At 56.5% G+C, this 14,310-nt stretch carries 22 protein-coding genes; 6 read left to right on the top strand and 16 right to left on the bottom strand.

Annotated features, from left to right (window positions below; translation table 11 throughout):
- Positions 1 to 32: 32 nt before the first annotated feature.
- Complete coding sequence (speE, locus tag TIRI35C_RS08720; RefSeq protein WP_188203161.1) at positions 33 to 899, bottom strand: polyamine aminopropyltransferase; 867 nt, start codon at positions 897 to 899, stop codon at positions 33 to 35.
- 98 nt (positions 900 to 997) lie between these two features.
- On the opposite strand from speE, the gene TIRI35C_RS08715 reads away from it, so the two are divergent.
- The gene (locus tag TIRI35C_RS08715) at positions 998 to 1,504 is read left to right on the top strand and encodes a hypothetical protein (RefSeq protein ID WP_188202544.1); all 507 of its coding nucleotides are present in this window, start codon (positions 998 to 1,000) and stop codon (positions 1,502 to 1,504) included.
- A 7-nt stretch (positions 1,505 to 1,511) separates the two neighbouring features.
- Here TIRI35C_RS08715 and TIRI35C_RS08710 read toward each other — a convergent pair whose 3' ends face one another.
- Both TIRI35C_RS08710 and TIRI35C_RS08705 read right to left on the bottom strand, forming a co-directional pair.
- Entirely contained in the window at positions 1,512 to 1,985 is a 474-nt protein-coding gene (locus TIRI35C_RS08710; RefSeq protein WP_188202543.1) for a pyruvoyl-dependent arginine decarboxylase, read from the bottom strand.
- A gap of 166 nt (positions 1,986 to 2,151) precedes the next feature.
- Positions 2,152 to 3,300 (bottom strand): cation:proton antiporter, encoded by a 1,149-nt coding sequence (locus tag TIRI35C_RS08705; protein WP_188202542.1) that lies wholly within the window; start codon positions 3,298 to 3,300, stop codon positions 2,152 to 2,154.
- Positions 3,301 to 3,375: 75 nt separating this feature from the next.
- On the opposite strand from TIRI35C_RS08705, the gene TIRI35C_RS08700 reads away from it, so the two are divergent.
- A complete protein-coding gene (locus TIRI35C_RS08700; RefSeq protein ID WP_188202541.1) occupies positions 3,376 to 3,783 on the top strand; it encodes an ACT domain-containing protein in 408 nt (135 codons plus the stop codon).
- Here TIRI35C_RS08700 and TIRI35C_RS08695 read toward each other — a convergent pair.
- The 8 genes from TIRI35C_RS08695 to TIRI35C_RS08660 are packed head-to-tail and all read right to left on the bottom strand — an operon-like array spanning position 3,766 to position 7,553.
- On the bottom strand, positions 3,766 to 5,268 hold the full coding sequence (locus TIRI35C_RS08695; RefSeq protein ID WP_188202540.1) for a proton-conducting transporter transmembrane domain-containing protein: 1,503 nt from the start codon (positions 5,266 to 5,268) through the stop codon (positions 3,766 to 3,768). The genes TIRI35C_RS08700 and TIRI35C_RS08695 overlap by 18 nt on opposite strands.
- Positions 5,265 to 5,555, bottom strand: a complete 291-nt coding sequence (locus tag TIRI35C_RS08690) for a cation:proton antiporter subunit C (RefSeq protein WP_188202539.1) — start codon at positions 5,553 to 5,555, stop codon at positions 5,265 to 5,267. Before TIRI35C_RS08690 ends, TIRI35C_RS08695 begins: the two co-directional genes overlap by 4 nt.
- Positions 5,548 to 5,949, bottom strand: a complete 402-nt coding sequence (locus TIRI35C_RS08685) for a Na(+)/H(+) antiporter subunit B (RefSeq protein WP_188202538.1) — start codon at positions 5,947 to 5,949, stop codon at positions 5,548 to 5,550. Before TIRI35C_RS08685 ends, TIRI35C_RS08690 begins: the two co-directional genes overlap by 8 nt.
- Complete coding sequence (locus TIRI35C_RS08680) at positions 5,946 to 6,188, bottom strand: hypothetical protein (RefSeq protein WP_188202537.1); 243 nt, start codon at positions 6,186 to 6,188, stop codon at positions 5,946 to 5,948. Before TIRI35C_RS08680 ends, TIRI35C_RS08685 begins: the two co-directional genes overlap by 4 nt.
- Positions 6,185 to 6,415: a hydrogenase subunit MbhD domain-containing protein gene (locus tag TIRI35C_RS08675; RefSeq protein ID WP_188202536.1), complete on the bottom strand. Its 231-nt coding sequence runs from the start codon at positions 6,413 to 6,415 to the stop codon at positions 6,185 to 6,187. Before TIRI35C_RS08675 ends, TIRI35C_RS08680 begins: the two co-directional genes overlap by 4 nt.
- The gene (gene mnhG / locus TIRI35C_RS08670; protein WP_014013413.1) at positions 6,396 to 6,710 is read right to left on the bottom strand and encodes a monovalent cation/H(+) antiporter subunit G; all 315 of its coding nucleotides are present in this window, start codon (positions 6,708 to 6,710) and stop codon (positions 6,396 to 6,398) included. The genes TIRI35C_RS08675 and mnhG overlap by 20 nt, the downstream gene beginning before the upstream one ends.
- Positions 6,703 to 6,972: a monovalent cation/H+ antiporter complex subunit F gene (locus tag TIRI35C_RS08665; protein WP_139681342.1), complete on the bottom strand. Its 270-nt coding sequence runs from the start codon at positions 6,970 to 6,972 to the stop codon at positions 6,703 to 6,705. Before TIRI35C_RS08665 ends, mnhG begins: the two co-directional genes overlap by 8 nt.
- The gene (locus tag TIRI35C_RS08660) at positions 6,948 to 7,553 is read right to left on the bottom strand and encodes a Na+/H+ antiporter subunit E (RefSeq protein ID WP_188202535.1); all 606 of its coding nucleotides are present in this window, start codon (positions 7,551 to 7,553) and stop codon (positions 6,948 to 6,950) included. The genes TIRI35C_RS08665 and TIRI35C_RS08660 overlap by 25 nt, the downstream gene beginning before the upstream one ends.
- A gap of 195 nt (positions 7,554 to 7,748) precedes the next feature.
- Here TIRI35C_RS08660 and gcvH point away from each other — a divergent pair, with 195 nt between their 5' ends.
- Together gcvH and TIRI35C_RS08650 are read left to right on the top strand one after the other, a co-directional pair.
- A complete protein-coding gene (gcvH, locus tag TIRI35C_RS08655) occupies positions 7,749 to 8,153 on the top strand; it encodes a glycine cleavage system protein GcvH (RefSeq protein WP_188203160.1) in 405 nt (134 codons plus the stop codon).
- Positions 8,154 to 8,445: 292 nt separating this feature from the next.
- Positions 8,446 to 9,549 (top strand): AAA family ATPase, encoded by a 1,104-nt coding sequence (locus TIRI35C_RS08650; protein ID WP_343044041.1) that lies wholly within the window; start codon positions 8,446 to 8,448, stop codon positions 9,547 to 9,549.
- A 6-nt stretch (positions 9,550 to 9,555) separates the two neighbouring features.
- Here the strand turns inward: TIRI35C_RS08650 and gltA are convergent, their stop codons facing one another.
- The gene (gene gltA, locus TIRI35C_RS08645) at positions 9,556 to 10,995 is read right to left on the bottom strand and encodes an NADPH-dependent glutamate synthase (RefSeq protein WP_188202534.1); all 1,440 of its coding nucleotides are present in this window, start codon (positions 10,993 to 10,995) and stop codon (positions 9,556 to 9,558) included.
- On the bottom strand, positions 10,995 to 11,876 hold the full coding sequence (locus tag TIRI35C_RS08640; RefSeq protein WP_188202533.1) for a sulfide/dihydroorotate dehydrogenase-like FAD/NAD-binding protein: 882 nt from the start codon (positions 11,874 to 11,876) through the stop codon (positions 10,995 to 10,997). Before TIRI35C_RS08640 ends, gltA begins: the two co-directional genes overlap by 1 nt.
- Before the next feature lie 166 nt (positions 11,877 to 12,042).
- On the opposite strand from TIRI35C_RS08640, the gene TIRI35C_RS08635 reads away from it, so the two are divergent.
- Positions 12,043 to 12,267, top strand: a complete 225-nt coding sequence (locus TIRI35C_RS08635; RefSeq protein ID WP_188202532.1) for a hypothetical protein — start codon at positions 12,043 to 12,045, stop codon at positions 12,265 to 12,267.
- On the opposite strand, the gene TIRI35C_RS08630 is transcribed toward TIRI35C_RS08635, so the two are convergent.
- Positions 12,254 to 13,015 (bottom strand): tRNA (adenine-N1)-methyltransferase, encoded by a 762-nt coding sequence (locus tag TIRI35C_RS08630; protein ID WP_188202531.1) that lies wholly within the window; start codon positions 13,013 to 13,015, stop codon positions 12,254 to 12,256. The genes TIRI35C_RS08635 and TIRI35C_RS08630 overlap by 14 nt on opposite strands.
- A complete protein-coding gene (locus tag TIRI35C_RS08625) occupies positions 12,996 to 13,634 on the bottom strand; it encodes a DUF257 family protein (protein WP_188203158.1) in 639 nt (212 codons plus the stop codon). Before TIRI35C_RS08625 ends, TIRI35C_RS08630 begins: the two co-directional genes overlap by 20 nt.
- Before the next feature lie 57 nt (positions 13,635 to 13,691).
- Here TIRI35C_RS08625 and TIRI35C_RS08620 point away from each other — a divergent pair, with 57 nt between their 5' ends.
- Complete coding sequence (locus TIRI35C_RS08620; RefSeq protein ID WP_188202530.1) at positions 13,692 to 14,039, top strand: signal recognition particle protein Srp19; 348 nt, start codon at positions 13,692 to 13,694, stop codon at positions 14,037 to 14,039.
- Here TIRI35C_RS08620 and TIRI35C_RS08615 read toward each other — a convergent pair whose 3' ends face one another.
- Positions 14,040 to 14,285, bottom strand: a complete 246-nt coding sequence (locus TIRI35C_RS08615; RefSeq protein WP_012572304.1) for an Lrp/AsnC family transcriptional regulator — start codon at positions 14,283 to 14,285, stop codon at positions 14,040 to 14,042.
- Positions 14,286 to 14,310 lie beyond the last annotated feature (25 nt).

The raw sequence follows: 14,310 nt of genomic DNA, 5'->3' as shown, positions 1-14,310 counted from the left end.
GGCAGTACCTCCAAAAAGTTTTAGAAAAGCCGTCAGGCCCTCTCGAGGAGGTCCCTGACGTATTTGGGCATCTGGAAGAGGGTCTCGTGCCTCTCCGGGTCGTAGTAGTAGAGCTCGAGCTCCCTTCCCCTCTCGACGTCGACCTTCCTGAAATCGATGTCCCCCTTCACGCCGACCAGGAAGCTCCAGGGCGATGCGTAGCCTATCACCGGGAAGCTGAAGTAGTAAACCCTGTCAAAGACCCTCTTCATCGCCCTGTAAGCGTCGAGGAGCTCGTTCGTGAAGAGGTAGACACTTCCCGCCTGGGTGATGTAGAGGCCCCTCTCGTTGAGCTTCTCGTAGGCGCTTCTGTAGAACTCCTCGCTGAATAGAAGCTTCGCTGGGCCGACGGGGTCTGTGGAGTCAACTATTATGACGTCGAAACGCTCGTCGGTCTCCTTCAGGTACCTCACCCCGTCGCCTATGATGAGCTCTCCCCTGGGCTCCTCCTTCTTTATGAGTTTGTCCAGGAGCTCAGAGGCAACGTCAAGGTAGAGGTAGGATGCCTCGACGACGCCCTCATCTATCTCCACCATCGTGGCCTTCTCAACCGTTTTGTGCCTGAGGACTTCCCTCAACGTGCCGCCGTCGCCTCCCCCTATGACGAGCACTCTCCTCGGGTTCGGGTGGGCGAGCATGACCGGGTGGACGAGGGTCTCGTGGTAGCTCTCCTCCCCGACCTCGACGAGCTGGACCGTACCGTCGAGGACGAGCAGCTTGCCGAAACCCTCTGTTTCATAAATTTCGAGGCGCTGGTACTCCGTCTGCGTCTCAAAGAGTCTCTCCTTGACCTTGAAGCCAACGCCATAACCGCGAGGGTACCATTCGATGAAAGCCCTTTCCTTCTCGTTGTATCCCATGAGTCTCACCGCCCTTAGGTAGGGCACGGGGTTTTAAAGCTTAAGGTTCTTCCCCACCGAAGAAATTTTTATAAGAGCCCACCTGGAGACTACGGGTGATGAATCCGAGAATAAGACGCGAGCTGGCTCGAAAGCTCGAGCTGGCGAGGGATGAAATCGGGGATGGACTCAGATACGGCGTTCCCCACTTAGTGGGTGAGATAAGGAACGCCCACAATGACAACAGTGGTTCCCCCGATTTGAGCCTCTCCGTGGTGGTCTTTGAGAACGCGAGGCACAGCTTCGCCATCCGGGAGGACGGGAGCACCTTCTTCATGTATCCCGCCGAAAATTCGAACCACCGGAGGCTGTTCTTCAACCTATGGCGCTTCCTGGATGGTAAAAGCCACAGTGAGGATCGCTTTGAGCCGGGAATGCACATCAGGGGAATACTGAGAAGTGCCGTTCAGAGGGCGGGGTTTGAGGTTCTATGGATAAACGTTCGCCCGGCCGGCAGGGGGGAGTACATCGACGTCTGGGCCACAAAGGATGGAGCCAGATACAACATGCTTTTCGAGAAAATATCCTCCGGGGAGTACGTCCTCCTGGAAATTGAGAAAGTATGAAAAAAGCTCAGTAGGGGAACATCACCACGACTGCCAAGGCCGCGGCGGGCTTGTCCTTAACGGTTATGCTCGCGCTTGCGACCTTGAACTCCGCCAGCTTCCAGCCCCTCCGCTCAAAGCCCTCCTCGACCATCTTCCTGACCATCTCCTCGGCCTCTTCCTTCGTGCAGTAGCCGGAGTACTCATAGATTAGGCCGCCCTCGTTGTTCTCACTGATGCCGATTCCCAGGGCCGCGCTTATGGTCATTCCCGGTTCGTCGCTCTCGATGTGTGCATAAACTGTCGGGAGGAGCATGCCTATCGGCACGTCGTGAACCTCGTCGATCCACTCTATGTGCGCCGGAATGACGCTGCTGAGCTTGACCAGATTGACGTTCCCTATGCCCAGCTTGAGGAGCGCGTTATCAAATGCGTTCAGCTTGGTTCCGCCCTCTGCGGCGGCGGCACCTATAAAAGCCCTCTTGGGGGTTGTCCAGCTCATCTCAGCTTCCTCCTTTCTTCTCTCACTTATGTAGCGATTATACGGCAAAGCAGCGGTTCACTTACTCGCTACTCTGCGGGCGGCTTAAAAACGTTTCGCTATATCTGAAAGGACCTCTGATGGCCCGCCTCGCGGCCAGACCTCAGAGGTGAAGCAGGATTGAGCACTATGCGGCACTGCTGGACCTCTTCTTCTGATGGTGGTTCATGATCCTCCCCAGGGTTGCGGAGGCGAATATGCCAAGCACGCTGGCGAGGGATGCCATGGCGTACATGTGCTCGCTTAGAACTCCCGAGACGAAGCCAATCTCACCCATTAGGAGGCCGAGAACGCCGAAGCTCGCTATTCCGGCACCTCTGACGAGGTTTGTGGGGAGATCTGTCTCTCTTACGGCCAGAGCAGACAGCGTTAGCCTTACCACGTATATCACGGCGAAGAACTCTATCACCACGAAGGACAGTTCCGTCTCGAAGTTCAATCCACGCCAGGCGAAGAATATCGGGGCGAAGATTCCGTAGGTAACGCCGCTCACTATCGTGGTCAACCTGTCGTACTGCTTGGTACCGACGAGGTCGCTGTGCATCATCAAACCGGCGAGGAAGCCGCCTATGCTGAAGTGCATTCCTATCTCCTCGCTGATGAATGCGAGGGATGTGGAGAACACCATGAAGAGCCCAAAGACCGCCTCATCGCTCTTGAGCCTGCGGAGGAAGCGTATTATGCGGACCTTCTGCTTTATGCCCAGGAGGTAGTTGATGTAGAGCAGGATCCCCACGAAGGCGAGGTCCTTCAGCACGCTCGACAGTATCGGCCCGTAGTCGCCGGGGTTCTCGTTAAACCTTATGACCATATAAACGAGGAACAGCCCGAATATCTCGCTTATCACCGCGTAGGAGAGGGCCACGTGGAGGAAGTCGCTCCCGAAGAACCTCTTGAGCCTGAGCACTATCGGGGCCGATGCTATGGACAGTATTGCCGCGGTTATGACGTTGTCCGGGCCGACGCGTCCCCCGGTGAATGGAATCGTCGTGAGGAACATCACCCCGTACGTGAGGATATAGAGGGGCAGGGTTCTCCTCCCCGCGTAGTGGAGCTCCTCTGGGGTAACCTCCAGGCCGGCTGAAATCATGAGGAAGAACAGGCCCAGCTCCGCCAGCAGGGCCATCTGGTCCCTGGGCATGTCTATCAGGATCGCGCTCAGGATCATTCCCGCGGTGATTTCGCCGAGAAACCCCGGGTAGCCCAGCCTCTCGAATCCCTCAGCCAAAAGCCTCGCGAAGGCTATGATTACGAAGACGTACCCTATGATTTCCATGGCGTCCATTACGTGCGGGATGTTAATAATTTTTCTGCCGGCAACCCTTTTATTCCCACGTGGAGAGTTCTAATCATGAGACACTATGAGATAGTCAGGATCAAGGAGAACGGCAAGGTTGAGCTGCCCCGGGATTACGCCTACGAGCTTGGCGTGGTGGAGGGCGCGTATTTTCTCCTCGAGATAGACACCGACCTCAAAGAGGTTCACCTGGAAAGGGTGGCCCTGCCTGGAAAGAAGCTCGTGGAGGTTGAGCTCGTTGTGGAGGACCGTCCTGGGGTTCTGGCCAGGATCAGCGGTCTCTTCGGCAGGCACGGTGTGAACATACTCTTCAGCGAGTCGGAGGAGCTCGGCGCCCTGGGGCTGGCCGGCATCGTCGCGGTCGTGGATGTGAGCAGGATAAGCACGAACCTGGACGATCTGAGGGATGAGCTCGCCTCCCTGTCCGAGGTGAAGGAGGTTCATCTAAAACCCTTGGAGTAGGATCATGGCTATGGCCACCATCACGAAGACCGCGGTGAGGATGTTCACATCCCTCCCGATTTCCCCGGGGCCGGCCCTTGGGCTCCTGCTGAGAACCCCGAGCCACTTCAGGAGCGCGAAGAGGAGGAGCGCGGAGGATAGATACAGGACGTCCCTGGGATTCATGCCTGCCTCGAGGTAAACGCCGGTTAGGAGGGCCGCCAGCGCCAGGCCGAGCGACGACAGCTTCCATGCCGCGGGCATTCCCGGGGATTCGCTCCGTCTTAGGTAATGGTTCAGTTTTGCGAAGGAAGTGAGTGTCCCGACGCTCCCCAGCGGAACGGCGAGCTTCCACAGTCCTGGCAGGCTTTTGTAGAGCAGTTCCTTGCCGTACGCCCCTACCAGTGGCCCTATTCCCCCTATAGCGAGGCTGAGGGTGAGGACTGAAACGGCCATAACGGGCGCGTTCCTGTAGCCGAACTCCCCAAGCTTTCTGCTCTCCCTTCCGAGCGAACCCACCGCAAGGAACAGGCCTCCCTTGAATATGGAGTGTGCCATCGCGTAGTACGCCGCGCCGAGGAAGTTGAGGCTCGCTGTTCCGAGGAGGACGTAGCCCATCTGGGAGACGGTGTGGTATGCGAGCAGCCTCTTTGCATCCCTCTGGAAGAGCGCCCCCGCGATGCCAAAGAATATGGAAGCAACCGCCAGCCCCATCGCCGCTGTCCTGAAGGTTTCCCCGGAGGGGAGGGTGGAGAGGAGGAGTATCATTCCGTAGGCCGGGACCTTAACAACTGCACCGCTCAGAACCGCGCTCACGGGAGTCGGCGCGCTCGAGTGGGCGTCCGGGAGCCAGGAATGGAGCGGGAAGATGCCTGCCTTGAGGAGAAGCGAGGTGAAGGCAAGCGCCAGGGCGGTGTTCAGCTCCCTGGATGGCCCGGCGCTCTCCCTGACGAGATCGACGTTGAGATAGCCGGTCTCCATGTAGATTATGCCGACCGCAAAGACGAAGAGGTACGATGCCAGCAGGGACATTATGAGGTACCTGAACGCGGCCCTCTTGGAGCCCTTTTCGTCCGATAAGGTCACGAGTGCAAAGGCCGATACGGATGCTATCTCGGAATATATGTAGAAGTTGAAGAGGTCCCGCGCTATGAACGCCCCCATTAGCCCCGTGTGGAGGAGCAGAAGGAGCGCGAGAACCTTCGGCGTCTTTTTGTCCCTGAAATCGAAGTAGTAGAGGGAGTACAGGGCGACGAAGATGAAGAGCACAAGCTCACCCGCGATAAATGGCAGGTTCGTCCGCGTCAGGGCGACCTCTATTCCCGCCTCCTGCGCCCAGCCCCCGACGATCTCCGAACCGATCCCATTTAAGAGAACGACCGGAACCGGCAGGAGGGCTCCGAGCAGAAAAACTCCCTTGATTACGGTCCGTTTGACCTTCAGCACATCGAGGAGCGTGAGTATGAAAGCAGCCAGCAGGGGCAGCGCGGCCAGAAGGGGTATCATTCGCCGTCACCCCCCATCCGCATTATAACCGCGAGAGCGAGGGAGGTTATCGCGACATCAACGACGAGTGTGGTGAGCATGAGCGTTGCCGGGAGGGGGTCAACGGGGTCCGTTGGCATTATCGGCACGTCCTTTTCTGGAGAGTACGCGAGACCTATGAAGAACAGGACAAGCCCGAGGGAGACGATGTTTATCGAGAGGACCAGCTTTATCGGCTCCCTTTTGGCCATCAGACCGTAGATTCCAACGAGCATTATAAGGATTCCAGCCTGCTCCGGACTAATCACTTTCGACCCACCTCAGCAGGATGTAGAAGACGAACGTGAAAGCCGCGCCGACCTCCAGCCCCACGATCACGTTGAAAGGCAGGATTATCCCTCCCTCAGTCGGCAGGAAGTTTGAATAGAACGCCCCCAGCCCGAGGCCTGCAATTCCGAGGAGCACCAGCAGCACACCAGCGGAGCTTTCTATCAGGCTGGCCCAGTTGAAGTGGAACTTCCTCCTGACTTTGACATAGCCGTGCGAGGTGATGAGCAGTATCACCGCCACCGCCAGGATAACCCCTCCCTGGAAGCCACCGCCGGGACTTATGTGGCCGTAGAGCATCAGATAGGCCGCGTAGGTGACGAGGAACGGGCTCACCATCTTGGTCGTCGTCCTCACAACGGTGCTCATCTTCACTTTTTCTTCCCTCCGAGGATGACGTAAAAGCCGATGACGGCCGTGAAGAGCAGACTCGCCTCGCCGAGGCTGTCGTAGGCCCTCCAGCCGGCTAGGATGGCCGACACGAGGTTGGGAACGTTTATCTCCGTCCAGTGGGTGACGTAGTACGTGTAACTCCCTCCGTAGGGCGACGAGTAGCTCAGCGAGAGGAGCAGAACGCCCAGTGCGAGCGTCAGCAGCAGAGCTATAGCCCTCACCGCGTCACCCCCTTTATTGTGAAGAGGAACACTCCTATGACTATTGCCCCCACCACTATTGCGGAGAGGGCCACGTCGGGGGCGTTCAGCTCGAAGAGTGCCAGGATGAAGAGCAGGCTTAGGAGGGAGTATTTAACGACCGCACTGACCAGGTTCCTCTCCTCAACCACCGCAACGGCAAGGATTATCATCGCGAGGAAGACCACATCAAGGATTGTCCCAAGCATACATGTCCACCACGACTTTTGGCTTGACCCCGTAGCGGTAGGCGCCCCTCGCGAGGGCATGGCTCACCATGGGGTTCATCATGGCTATGAGGAAGGCCAGGACGAGGAGTTTGGCCCTCACCAGGGCTGGGGCGTCCATAGTGATTATGAGGTAGAGGATTATGCTCATCGCCCCGCCGGTGTCGCATTTTGTGGCCGCGTGGAGTCTGGTGTAAACATCGGGAAATCTGAGTATCCCGAGGGCCCCGAAGAGCATCACAGCTTCCCCGAAGAGGAGGAGCAGAACCTCAAGCACGGCTCATCCTCTCCATGTACTTCGCTAAGATAAGCCCCCCGACCGAGTTCACCATGAGCAGGACTATCGCGAGGTCTATCAGGTAGTACTCGCCCCTCATGACGGAGACCAGTGCTATTATCACCACCACCTTCGTCGTTATGGTGTTCAGGCCCACTATCCTGTCGGGGAGGGTCGGTCCCCTGAGCACGCGGTATGTTATCAGCACTGCCGTGAAGACGAGCAGATAGAATGCGCTCACCAGAAGACCTTCTTGAGCCATTCCTCTATGTCCCCCTTTATTTTTTCCCCGGCCTTCTCCCGGTTGAGGGTCTCCAGGTCTATCCAGTGGACGTAAAGGTAGGTCTCGTCGAGCTTCTTCTTGACGTCCAGTGTAAGGGTGCCGGGCGTCAGGGTTATGGAGTTCGCGAGTATCGTTACTCCCGTGTTGGAATGCAGATCGGTCCTTATCTTGACGATGCCCGGGTTGATGTCCATGAATATCACGTTCCTGGCCACCTTCAGGTTGCTCTCCAGCAGGCGGAAGGCCATTATCACCAGATACTGGGGCAGGTAGATGAGGGCAAAGTAGAGGATTTTCTCGACTACGTGGCCGCTCCTCCTCACGTCCCCGGTCAGGAGGTCGCGCATGAAGAGCGACACAAGGAGGGTAACGGCGGCGCCGGCGATTAGGTCTCCCGGCTCCACGCTGGAGGTTATGACGATCCAGAACGCCATCAGGGCGAGCCATGTTAATGCCACCCTTTCCCAGGGCGGCAGGCCGGACGCCCCGGAGGTTTCGTGGAGAACCCTCTCGTTTAGGGTTTTCAGCCTCTCCTTTAGGTAGAAGGGGACGCGGCTCATGTGGTAGTGTAGGATACGGAGGGTTATAACGCTTTTGCAATTGGCCAGGGAATTGTCCAGATCTATGAAATTCGTTCGAAGTTCATCGGGAAACACCGAAACTTTGTACGGCCGAAGTGAAAACGGCGAATGCAGAATCCTTCACTCATGGAAAGGTTTAAATCTCTGCTCCTCCTACGAGAACCGGTGATGTTCATGATTGAAGTCGGAGAATACCGGGTTAAGGAGGGCCTCTACTACACGAAGGACCACGAGTGGGTCCAGGTTCTTGAGGACGGGACGGTCCTCATCGGAATAAGCGACTACGCCCAGAAGGAGCTCGGCGATTTAGCTTACGTCGAACTGCCCGAGGTCGGAAAAGAGCTTAACAAGGGCGACGTTCTCTGCGAGCTTGAGAGCGTCAAGGCCGTTTCCGAGGTTTATGCCCCGGTCAGCGGCGAGGTCGCTGAGGTCAACGCCGAGCTTGAGGACAGCCCGGAGCTCATCAACGAGGATCCCTACGAGAACTGGATAGTCAAGCTCAAGCCGAGCAACCTCGACGAGGAGCTCAAAGAGCTTATGGACGCCAAAGCCTACGCCGAGTACCTTGAGAGCCTCTGAGCGTTCCCTCTCGCTTTTCTCTCTATAATGGCAGTTTTGGAAGAATAGAGGGTTGAGCTCAGTTTCTGACCCTCATCATTTTGCCGCGTGAAGCGCGGTCTCAGATACCCTAGAGGTCTTCATCGCTCGGTATTAAGTTTCTGGGGAAAGTTAAAAATCCACCGGCTCGGCCAGTATGCCCCTCGTCACCCTTCGGCTATCGTGAGGCTCCTCATCGCCTGGATAACTTGGTGTTCCATTTAATAATCCCTCGAAACCCTTATAACTTCTGCCCCAGTAGTTAACTACTGGGGTGGTAGTTGTGTACTTCGACACCCGCCCAAAGAGGAAGCGAGAGGATTTGTACGACAGGGAAAAGGAACTGGGCGAGTTTGAGAGGTCCCTAAAATCCAAAAACCCACTAACGGTCATCACTGGGATAAGAAGACTCGGAAAGACATCTCTCCTTCTTGTCGGCCTCAACGAGCTTTCTCTTCCCCACGTTCTCGTGGACTTCTGGGGGGTCAATCCAAACTCCCGCATGGACGTCTACAAGAGGATAGAGAGCGCCGTCAACGCCTTCTTCCGTGAGAACCGCGAAATATGGGACGGACTCAAGGAAAGCCTCAAGAGCATTTCCGGCCTAAGACTGCTGAGCTTTGGAGTGGGCTTCTCCTGGAAGGACGAGAAGACCGACCTAGTGGCCCTTTTCAGGGAGCTTGAGAGATACAACGTCGTCTTAGCCTTCGACGAGGTTCAGTACCTCAGGGGGCCGGTTGGTAGCGAGTTCGCGGGCTTGATAGCCCACCTCTACGACTACTCGGACCTTAGAATAGTCATGACGGGTTCAGAGGCGGGCCTGCTTCACGATTATCTCGGCCTCGATGATCCGAAGGCTCCCCTTTATGGTAGATACTTCCAGGAGATTATTCTGTCGAGGTTCGCGCCAGAGCAGAGCAGGGACTTCCTCATAAGGGGGTTCGAGCAGGTAGGCATAACTCCACCGGAAAAGCTCATAGAAGATGCCGTTGAAAGGCTCGACGGCATAGTTGGCTGGCTCGTCCTTTTCGGGAGGAAGGCCATGGAGAAAGGACCTTCAGATAAACTCGTAGACGAGGTATTTGAAGAGGCCAAGGCGCTCGCTATGAGCGAGTTCGAGAACTTTCTGGTGAAGAGAGTTGCGGCGAGAGGGCGATACATCGAGATAATGCGGGCCATAGCGGGTGGAAAGAGGACGTGGGAGGAGATAAAGGAACACCTTGAGAGAAAGGAGGGGAGGAGCATAGCGGACAGCGTCCTGGCGAGGCTCCTTAAGGGGCTTGTGGATTCATCTTTCCTTGAGAAAAGAATCGAAGGGAGGAACGTTCACTACGTGATTCCCGACCCAATACTGGAGGCGTGCTTCAAAGAAAAATGAAGAAGTTCAGGCGTTGCCTTCCCTCTTCTTCGTGAGGTACTCGTGTATGGCCTTTGCGGCCATCCTTCCGTCCCCCATGGCGAGGATAACCGTTGCCTCTCCCCTTATCGCGTCTCCACCGGCGAAGACGCCGGGGATGCTGGTCATGAGGTTCTCGTCGACGACTATCCTTCCGCGCTCGACCTTGAGGCCCGGCGTGTTGATGATGAGCCTGTTGGGGTGCTTTCCGATGGCTATTATGACGGTGTCGGCTTCGAGAGTCACGTATTCCCCGGTTCCGACTATCTTCCTCTTGCCCCTGCTGTCCCTCTCGTCGAGGGCCTTCATCTTCTCGAACTTAACCGCCTTAATCTTCCCATTCTCCCCAAGGAACTCGACCGGGTTGATGTAGAACTCGAACTTTATGCCCTCCTCCTTGGCGTGGTGGACCTCCTCCACCCTGGCGGAGACGTCCTCCGGGCCGCGGCGGTAGGCTATGGTGACCTCGGCTCCGAAGCGCCTCGCTGAGCGAGCCGCGTCCATGGCGGTGTTTCCGGCGCCTATGACGACGACCTTCTTGCCGACCTTGACCGGCGTATCGTACTCGGGGAACAGGTAGGCCTTCATGAGGTTCACGCGCGTGAGGAACTCATTGGCGGTGTAGATTCCGTTGAGGTTTATTCCAGGGGCGTTGATGAGCCTCGGTGTTCCCGCTCCTGAGCCTATGAAGACGGCGTCGTACTCCTCCAGGAGCTCCTCGATGGTGACGGTTCTTCCAACGACGTGGTCGGTGAGTATCTTAACGCCGAGCTTCTTGAGCTTGTCAATCTCGCTCTCGACGATGCTCTTGGGCAGCCTGAACTCGGGAATGCCGTACATCAGCACTCCGCCCGCCTCGTGAAGGGCCTCGTAGATGGTAACGTCGTAGCCGAGTTTGGCGAGCTCGCCGGCGGCGGTGAGTCCTGCCGGCCCGGCTCCAATGATGGCCACACTCTGACCCTTCTTCTCGATCTTCGGGACTATCTCGAAGAGGAGCTCCTCGTCTATGCCCTTCTCACGGGCGTAATCTGCAACAAACCTCTCGAGCTTTCCGATGTTTATCTTGTCACCGACCTTGCCCATGACACAGTTCATCTCACACTGGTCCTCCTGCGGGCAGACCCTTCCGGTGGTCGCTGGCAGGGAGTTACAGGCCCAGATGACGTTTAAGGCTTCTTTAACGGCCCTGTCAGGATCGTCGCGGTACTGGACGAGCTTGCTTATGAAGCCCGGAATGTCTATGTGGACCGGACAGCCCTTAATACAGGGCGCGTAGTTGTAAGGGCACTGCAAACAGCGCTCAGCCTCCTTAACGGCAAGCTCGAAGGTGTAGCCGAGGTTTACCTCCGCAAAGCTCTTAATACGCTCCTCCGCCGGCATCTCAGGCGTCGGAACGCGCTCCTTGATGATCTTCCTTTTAACCGCCATTACTGCTCACCCCCCTGGAGGGCCTGCTCGAAGAGTTTCATGTACTCCTGCATGGCCCTCTGCTCCATATCCGTGTAGTAGCCGCTCCTCGCTATGAGTTCGTCCCAGTTAACCTTGTAGGCGTCGAACTCCGGCCCGTCTATGCAGGCGAACTTAACCTCGCCGTCGACGGTGACACGGCAGGCGCCGCACATTCCGGTTCCGTCCACCATTATCGGGTGGAGGTCGGACTTCATGGGAATACCGAACTCCTTGACCACGTTGAAAACGGCCCTCTGGTCCCCGGCGGGGCCGACCATGAAGACCATGTCGTACTCATCATTCTCGAGGAGCTCCCTGACCTTCTCGACGAGCCTCCTGGTGACGTTCTTCATGTTGGTCGGGAAGTCGAGGTTCGGGTCTATCGGGACGGTCTCGAGTATGTGCCTGCCGACGGCTTCCTCGAGCTCGTCCTTGAGGACGACCATCGGCTCGAAGGTGACGTGGAGCGTGGTTACCTCGTTTCCGAGCTCCTGCCAGGCCTTGGCTATGGGGTAAACCTCGACTATTCCGGTGTAGGCACCGATGGCCAGTATCTTCCCGAACTTCTCCATCTCGGCCGGGTTTCCGAGCGGGCCGGCAATGTTCAGTATCTCATCGCCCGGCTTCAGCTCGTTGGCCATCCTCATGGTGGTCTTTCCCCTGATGAACGTTATGAGCACTATCCAGCCCTCATCCCTGTCCCACATAACTGGTGTGAGCGGGATCCTCTCCCCGTTTTTGAAGGCCCTGACTATAACAAACTGTCCCGGCTGGACCTTCTTGGCCACGTGGGGTGCGTGGATCCTGTACCATATGTTCCTCATGGCGATCTCTTTCTTTTCAAGTATCTTGTATGGCACAATGAACACCTCCGTACACAGGTTCAAACTTGGTCATCTAAAGGTTTGCAACCTGTGGTGTTTATAAAGATGTTGTTAACCAAAGGTTTGCCGAACGGAAGGATCCTCGGGCGTGCTGGGAAAAGATTAAAAAACGTTCGCAAAAAGGGCCCTTGGGGGTAACGCTATGAAGCGGCTCGTTTATTACGTATCAACACTGCTGGCGGCGGTAGCCCTCTTCTGGCCGGTGATCTACGGCAACGTTCCGGCCCTGAGGGTGCTCCCTGGAAACCCTGTGGTTCAGGGCATTGTGGGGCTCGTGCTCTTTGGAGGACTCGCCTACGTGACTTTCGACGAGACTGTAGAAGAGACCGGCGGGGTTGAAGAAAAGGAAGAGTTCACAGCTTCCTGATGAAGGTTATGTATCCCGTATGGGCCAGCATGGTCGTCTTCGGCCTCATGCACTCCTTCTTTACCTCATGCTCCCTGACGAGGACCTCGACGACCCTCGGTTTGTAGAAGTGCTCCCTGTACTCCTGAAACGCCTGGAAGAAGCGGTGGACCTGGTTCGTGCACGGGGTGTAGGCCACGAAGTAGCCGCCGGGTCTGAGAACCTCAACGGCGTGGGGGAGGACGTTCTCCGGCTGGGGCAGGTCGAGGACTATGTGGTTGGCGTACTCTTCATCTATGCCCTCGTAGATGTCCTTGAGCTTTATGGTTACCCTGTCCGAGAATCCGGCCAGCTCGATGTTCTTCTGGGCTATCCTCGCGAAGTCCTCGCGGCGTTCGTAGCTGATAACCCTCCCGTTTGGCCCTACTGCGTTTGCGAGGAATATCGTGAGCGCGCCGCTCCCAACGCCCGCCTCTATCACCGTGTCGCCGGGCGAGATGCCAGCGTAGGCGAGTATTATACCGGCGTCCTTGGGGTGGACTATCTGCGGTCCGCGTTTCATCTTGGCTATTATGTCGTTTATGTCCGGTTTGAGAACCCTGAACTCCTCGTTTCGGTGGCTGGTTATCCTGCTTCCGTACTCCTTCCCTATGAGCTCGCCGAGCTTGAGTATTCCCAGATCGGTGTGGAACTCCCTCTCCGATACCGTCACCAGGTAGCGCTTGCCCCTCCTGTCGATGAGCAGAACCTTATCCCCTTCCCTGATCAACCGTTCCACCTTCCTTTTTTACTTTCAGACCGTCCTGCGATATGTGGAACACCATCGAGGCGATTTCCTCGAGCATCGCCAGGTGTTCACTTCTCAGAACCCCCGCGTTTATAAAGTGTATCCCCACCCAGTCTTCAAGGGGTATCGTGCTGATGCCGGTTAGTATGGCCCTTATCGCCTCGTCCCCGCCGAAGTGTATGTAGTGGCCGAGCCCGAAGGTGACGAAGTACTCGGGCTTTGTGGGGGAATGGCTTATCCTGCTGACGATGGTGTAGTAGTTCTTCAGGAACGTGTGTGAATCGTAGACCGGAACAACTTCCTCTATTACCTCTCCATAGCTGGCCGAGCCGGGGCCGATCTTTACGACCTTTATCTTCTTAATGAGCTCTAGCACCCTTGAGTACTCCTTTCCGGAGACCTTTCGGGTGTAGTTCCTGAAGAGAATTCCCCCAATCCCGAAGAAGTCCGTCACGACGACCCCGTCCCTCTCAAGGAGCGAAGGTATGAGGACTCCCCACGAGAACTCTTCCACGGGATACGTGGGGTCGTACTCGAGCAGAATAACGTCTCCCCGGTTGGCCTTGCCAAAGAGGTACTTCTCGAAGATGGGGGTGTCCATTGGACTCACCAAAAGGGTTTTTAATGGCACTTCTTTTAAACCTTGTTAGGTGGGAAGATGAGAAAGTTCGTGGTGTGGCCCAGCGAGCTCGACGCAAGGCTCAGCAGGCGCTACGGAAGGGCCGTGGGCAGGGAGTTCGCAGTGGATAGGCCGAAGATACATGAGATAGCCGATGCCGCGCTGGCCCTCGGGATGAAGGTAATAGAGCTCGATGAGGAGAAACTCAACCCCCGGCTGGCAGGTCTCGACGATGAGTACAGGCTTAGGGGAATGCTCCGAATTGAGAGCAGGCATCCGAAGGGTAAGTCCCTGAGGATGCTCGGACAGAAGATCAGGGAAATCAGAAAGACCCAGGCCAAGTCCCAGGGCAAGAAGAAACGCAAATCCGGGAAGAAAAAGAGGTGATCACTCCTCTTCTTCCATTTCTACGACTATGGCGGTAGTGGTGTCTATAACGCCGTCGATGTTGTGTATGTCGTGGAGTATTCTCCTGGTGAGCTCACCGAGGTCCTTCGCCTCGATGTGGACTATAGCGTCGTAGGGGCCGGTGACGGCGTCGGCCTTGGTGACGCCCGGAATCTGTTTGAGCGCCTCTATGACGCTCTCAACTTTTCCAATCTCAACGGTCAGTAAAACGTACGACCTAACCATTTTTCATCACCGCGGAAAGGCTTTA

The organism is Thermococcus camini, assembly GCF_904067545.1.
GTDB classification, from domain to species: Archaea; Methanobacteriota_B; Thermococci; order Thermococcales; family Thermococcaceae; genus Thermococcus; species Thermococcus camini.
The sequence above is the reverse complement of the archived record's forward strand: the minus strand, read 5'-3'. Positions and strand labels throughout refer to the sequence as shown.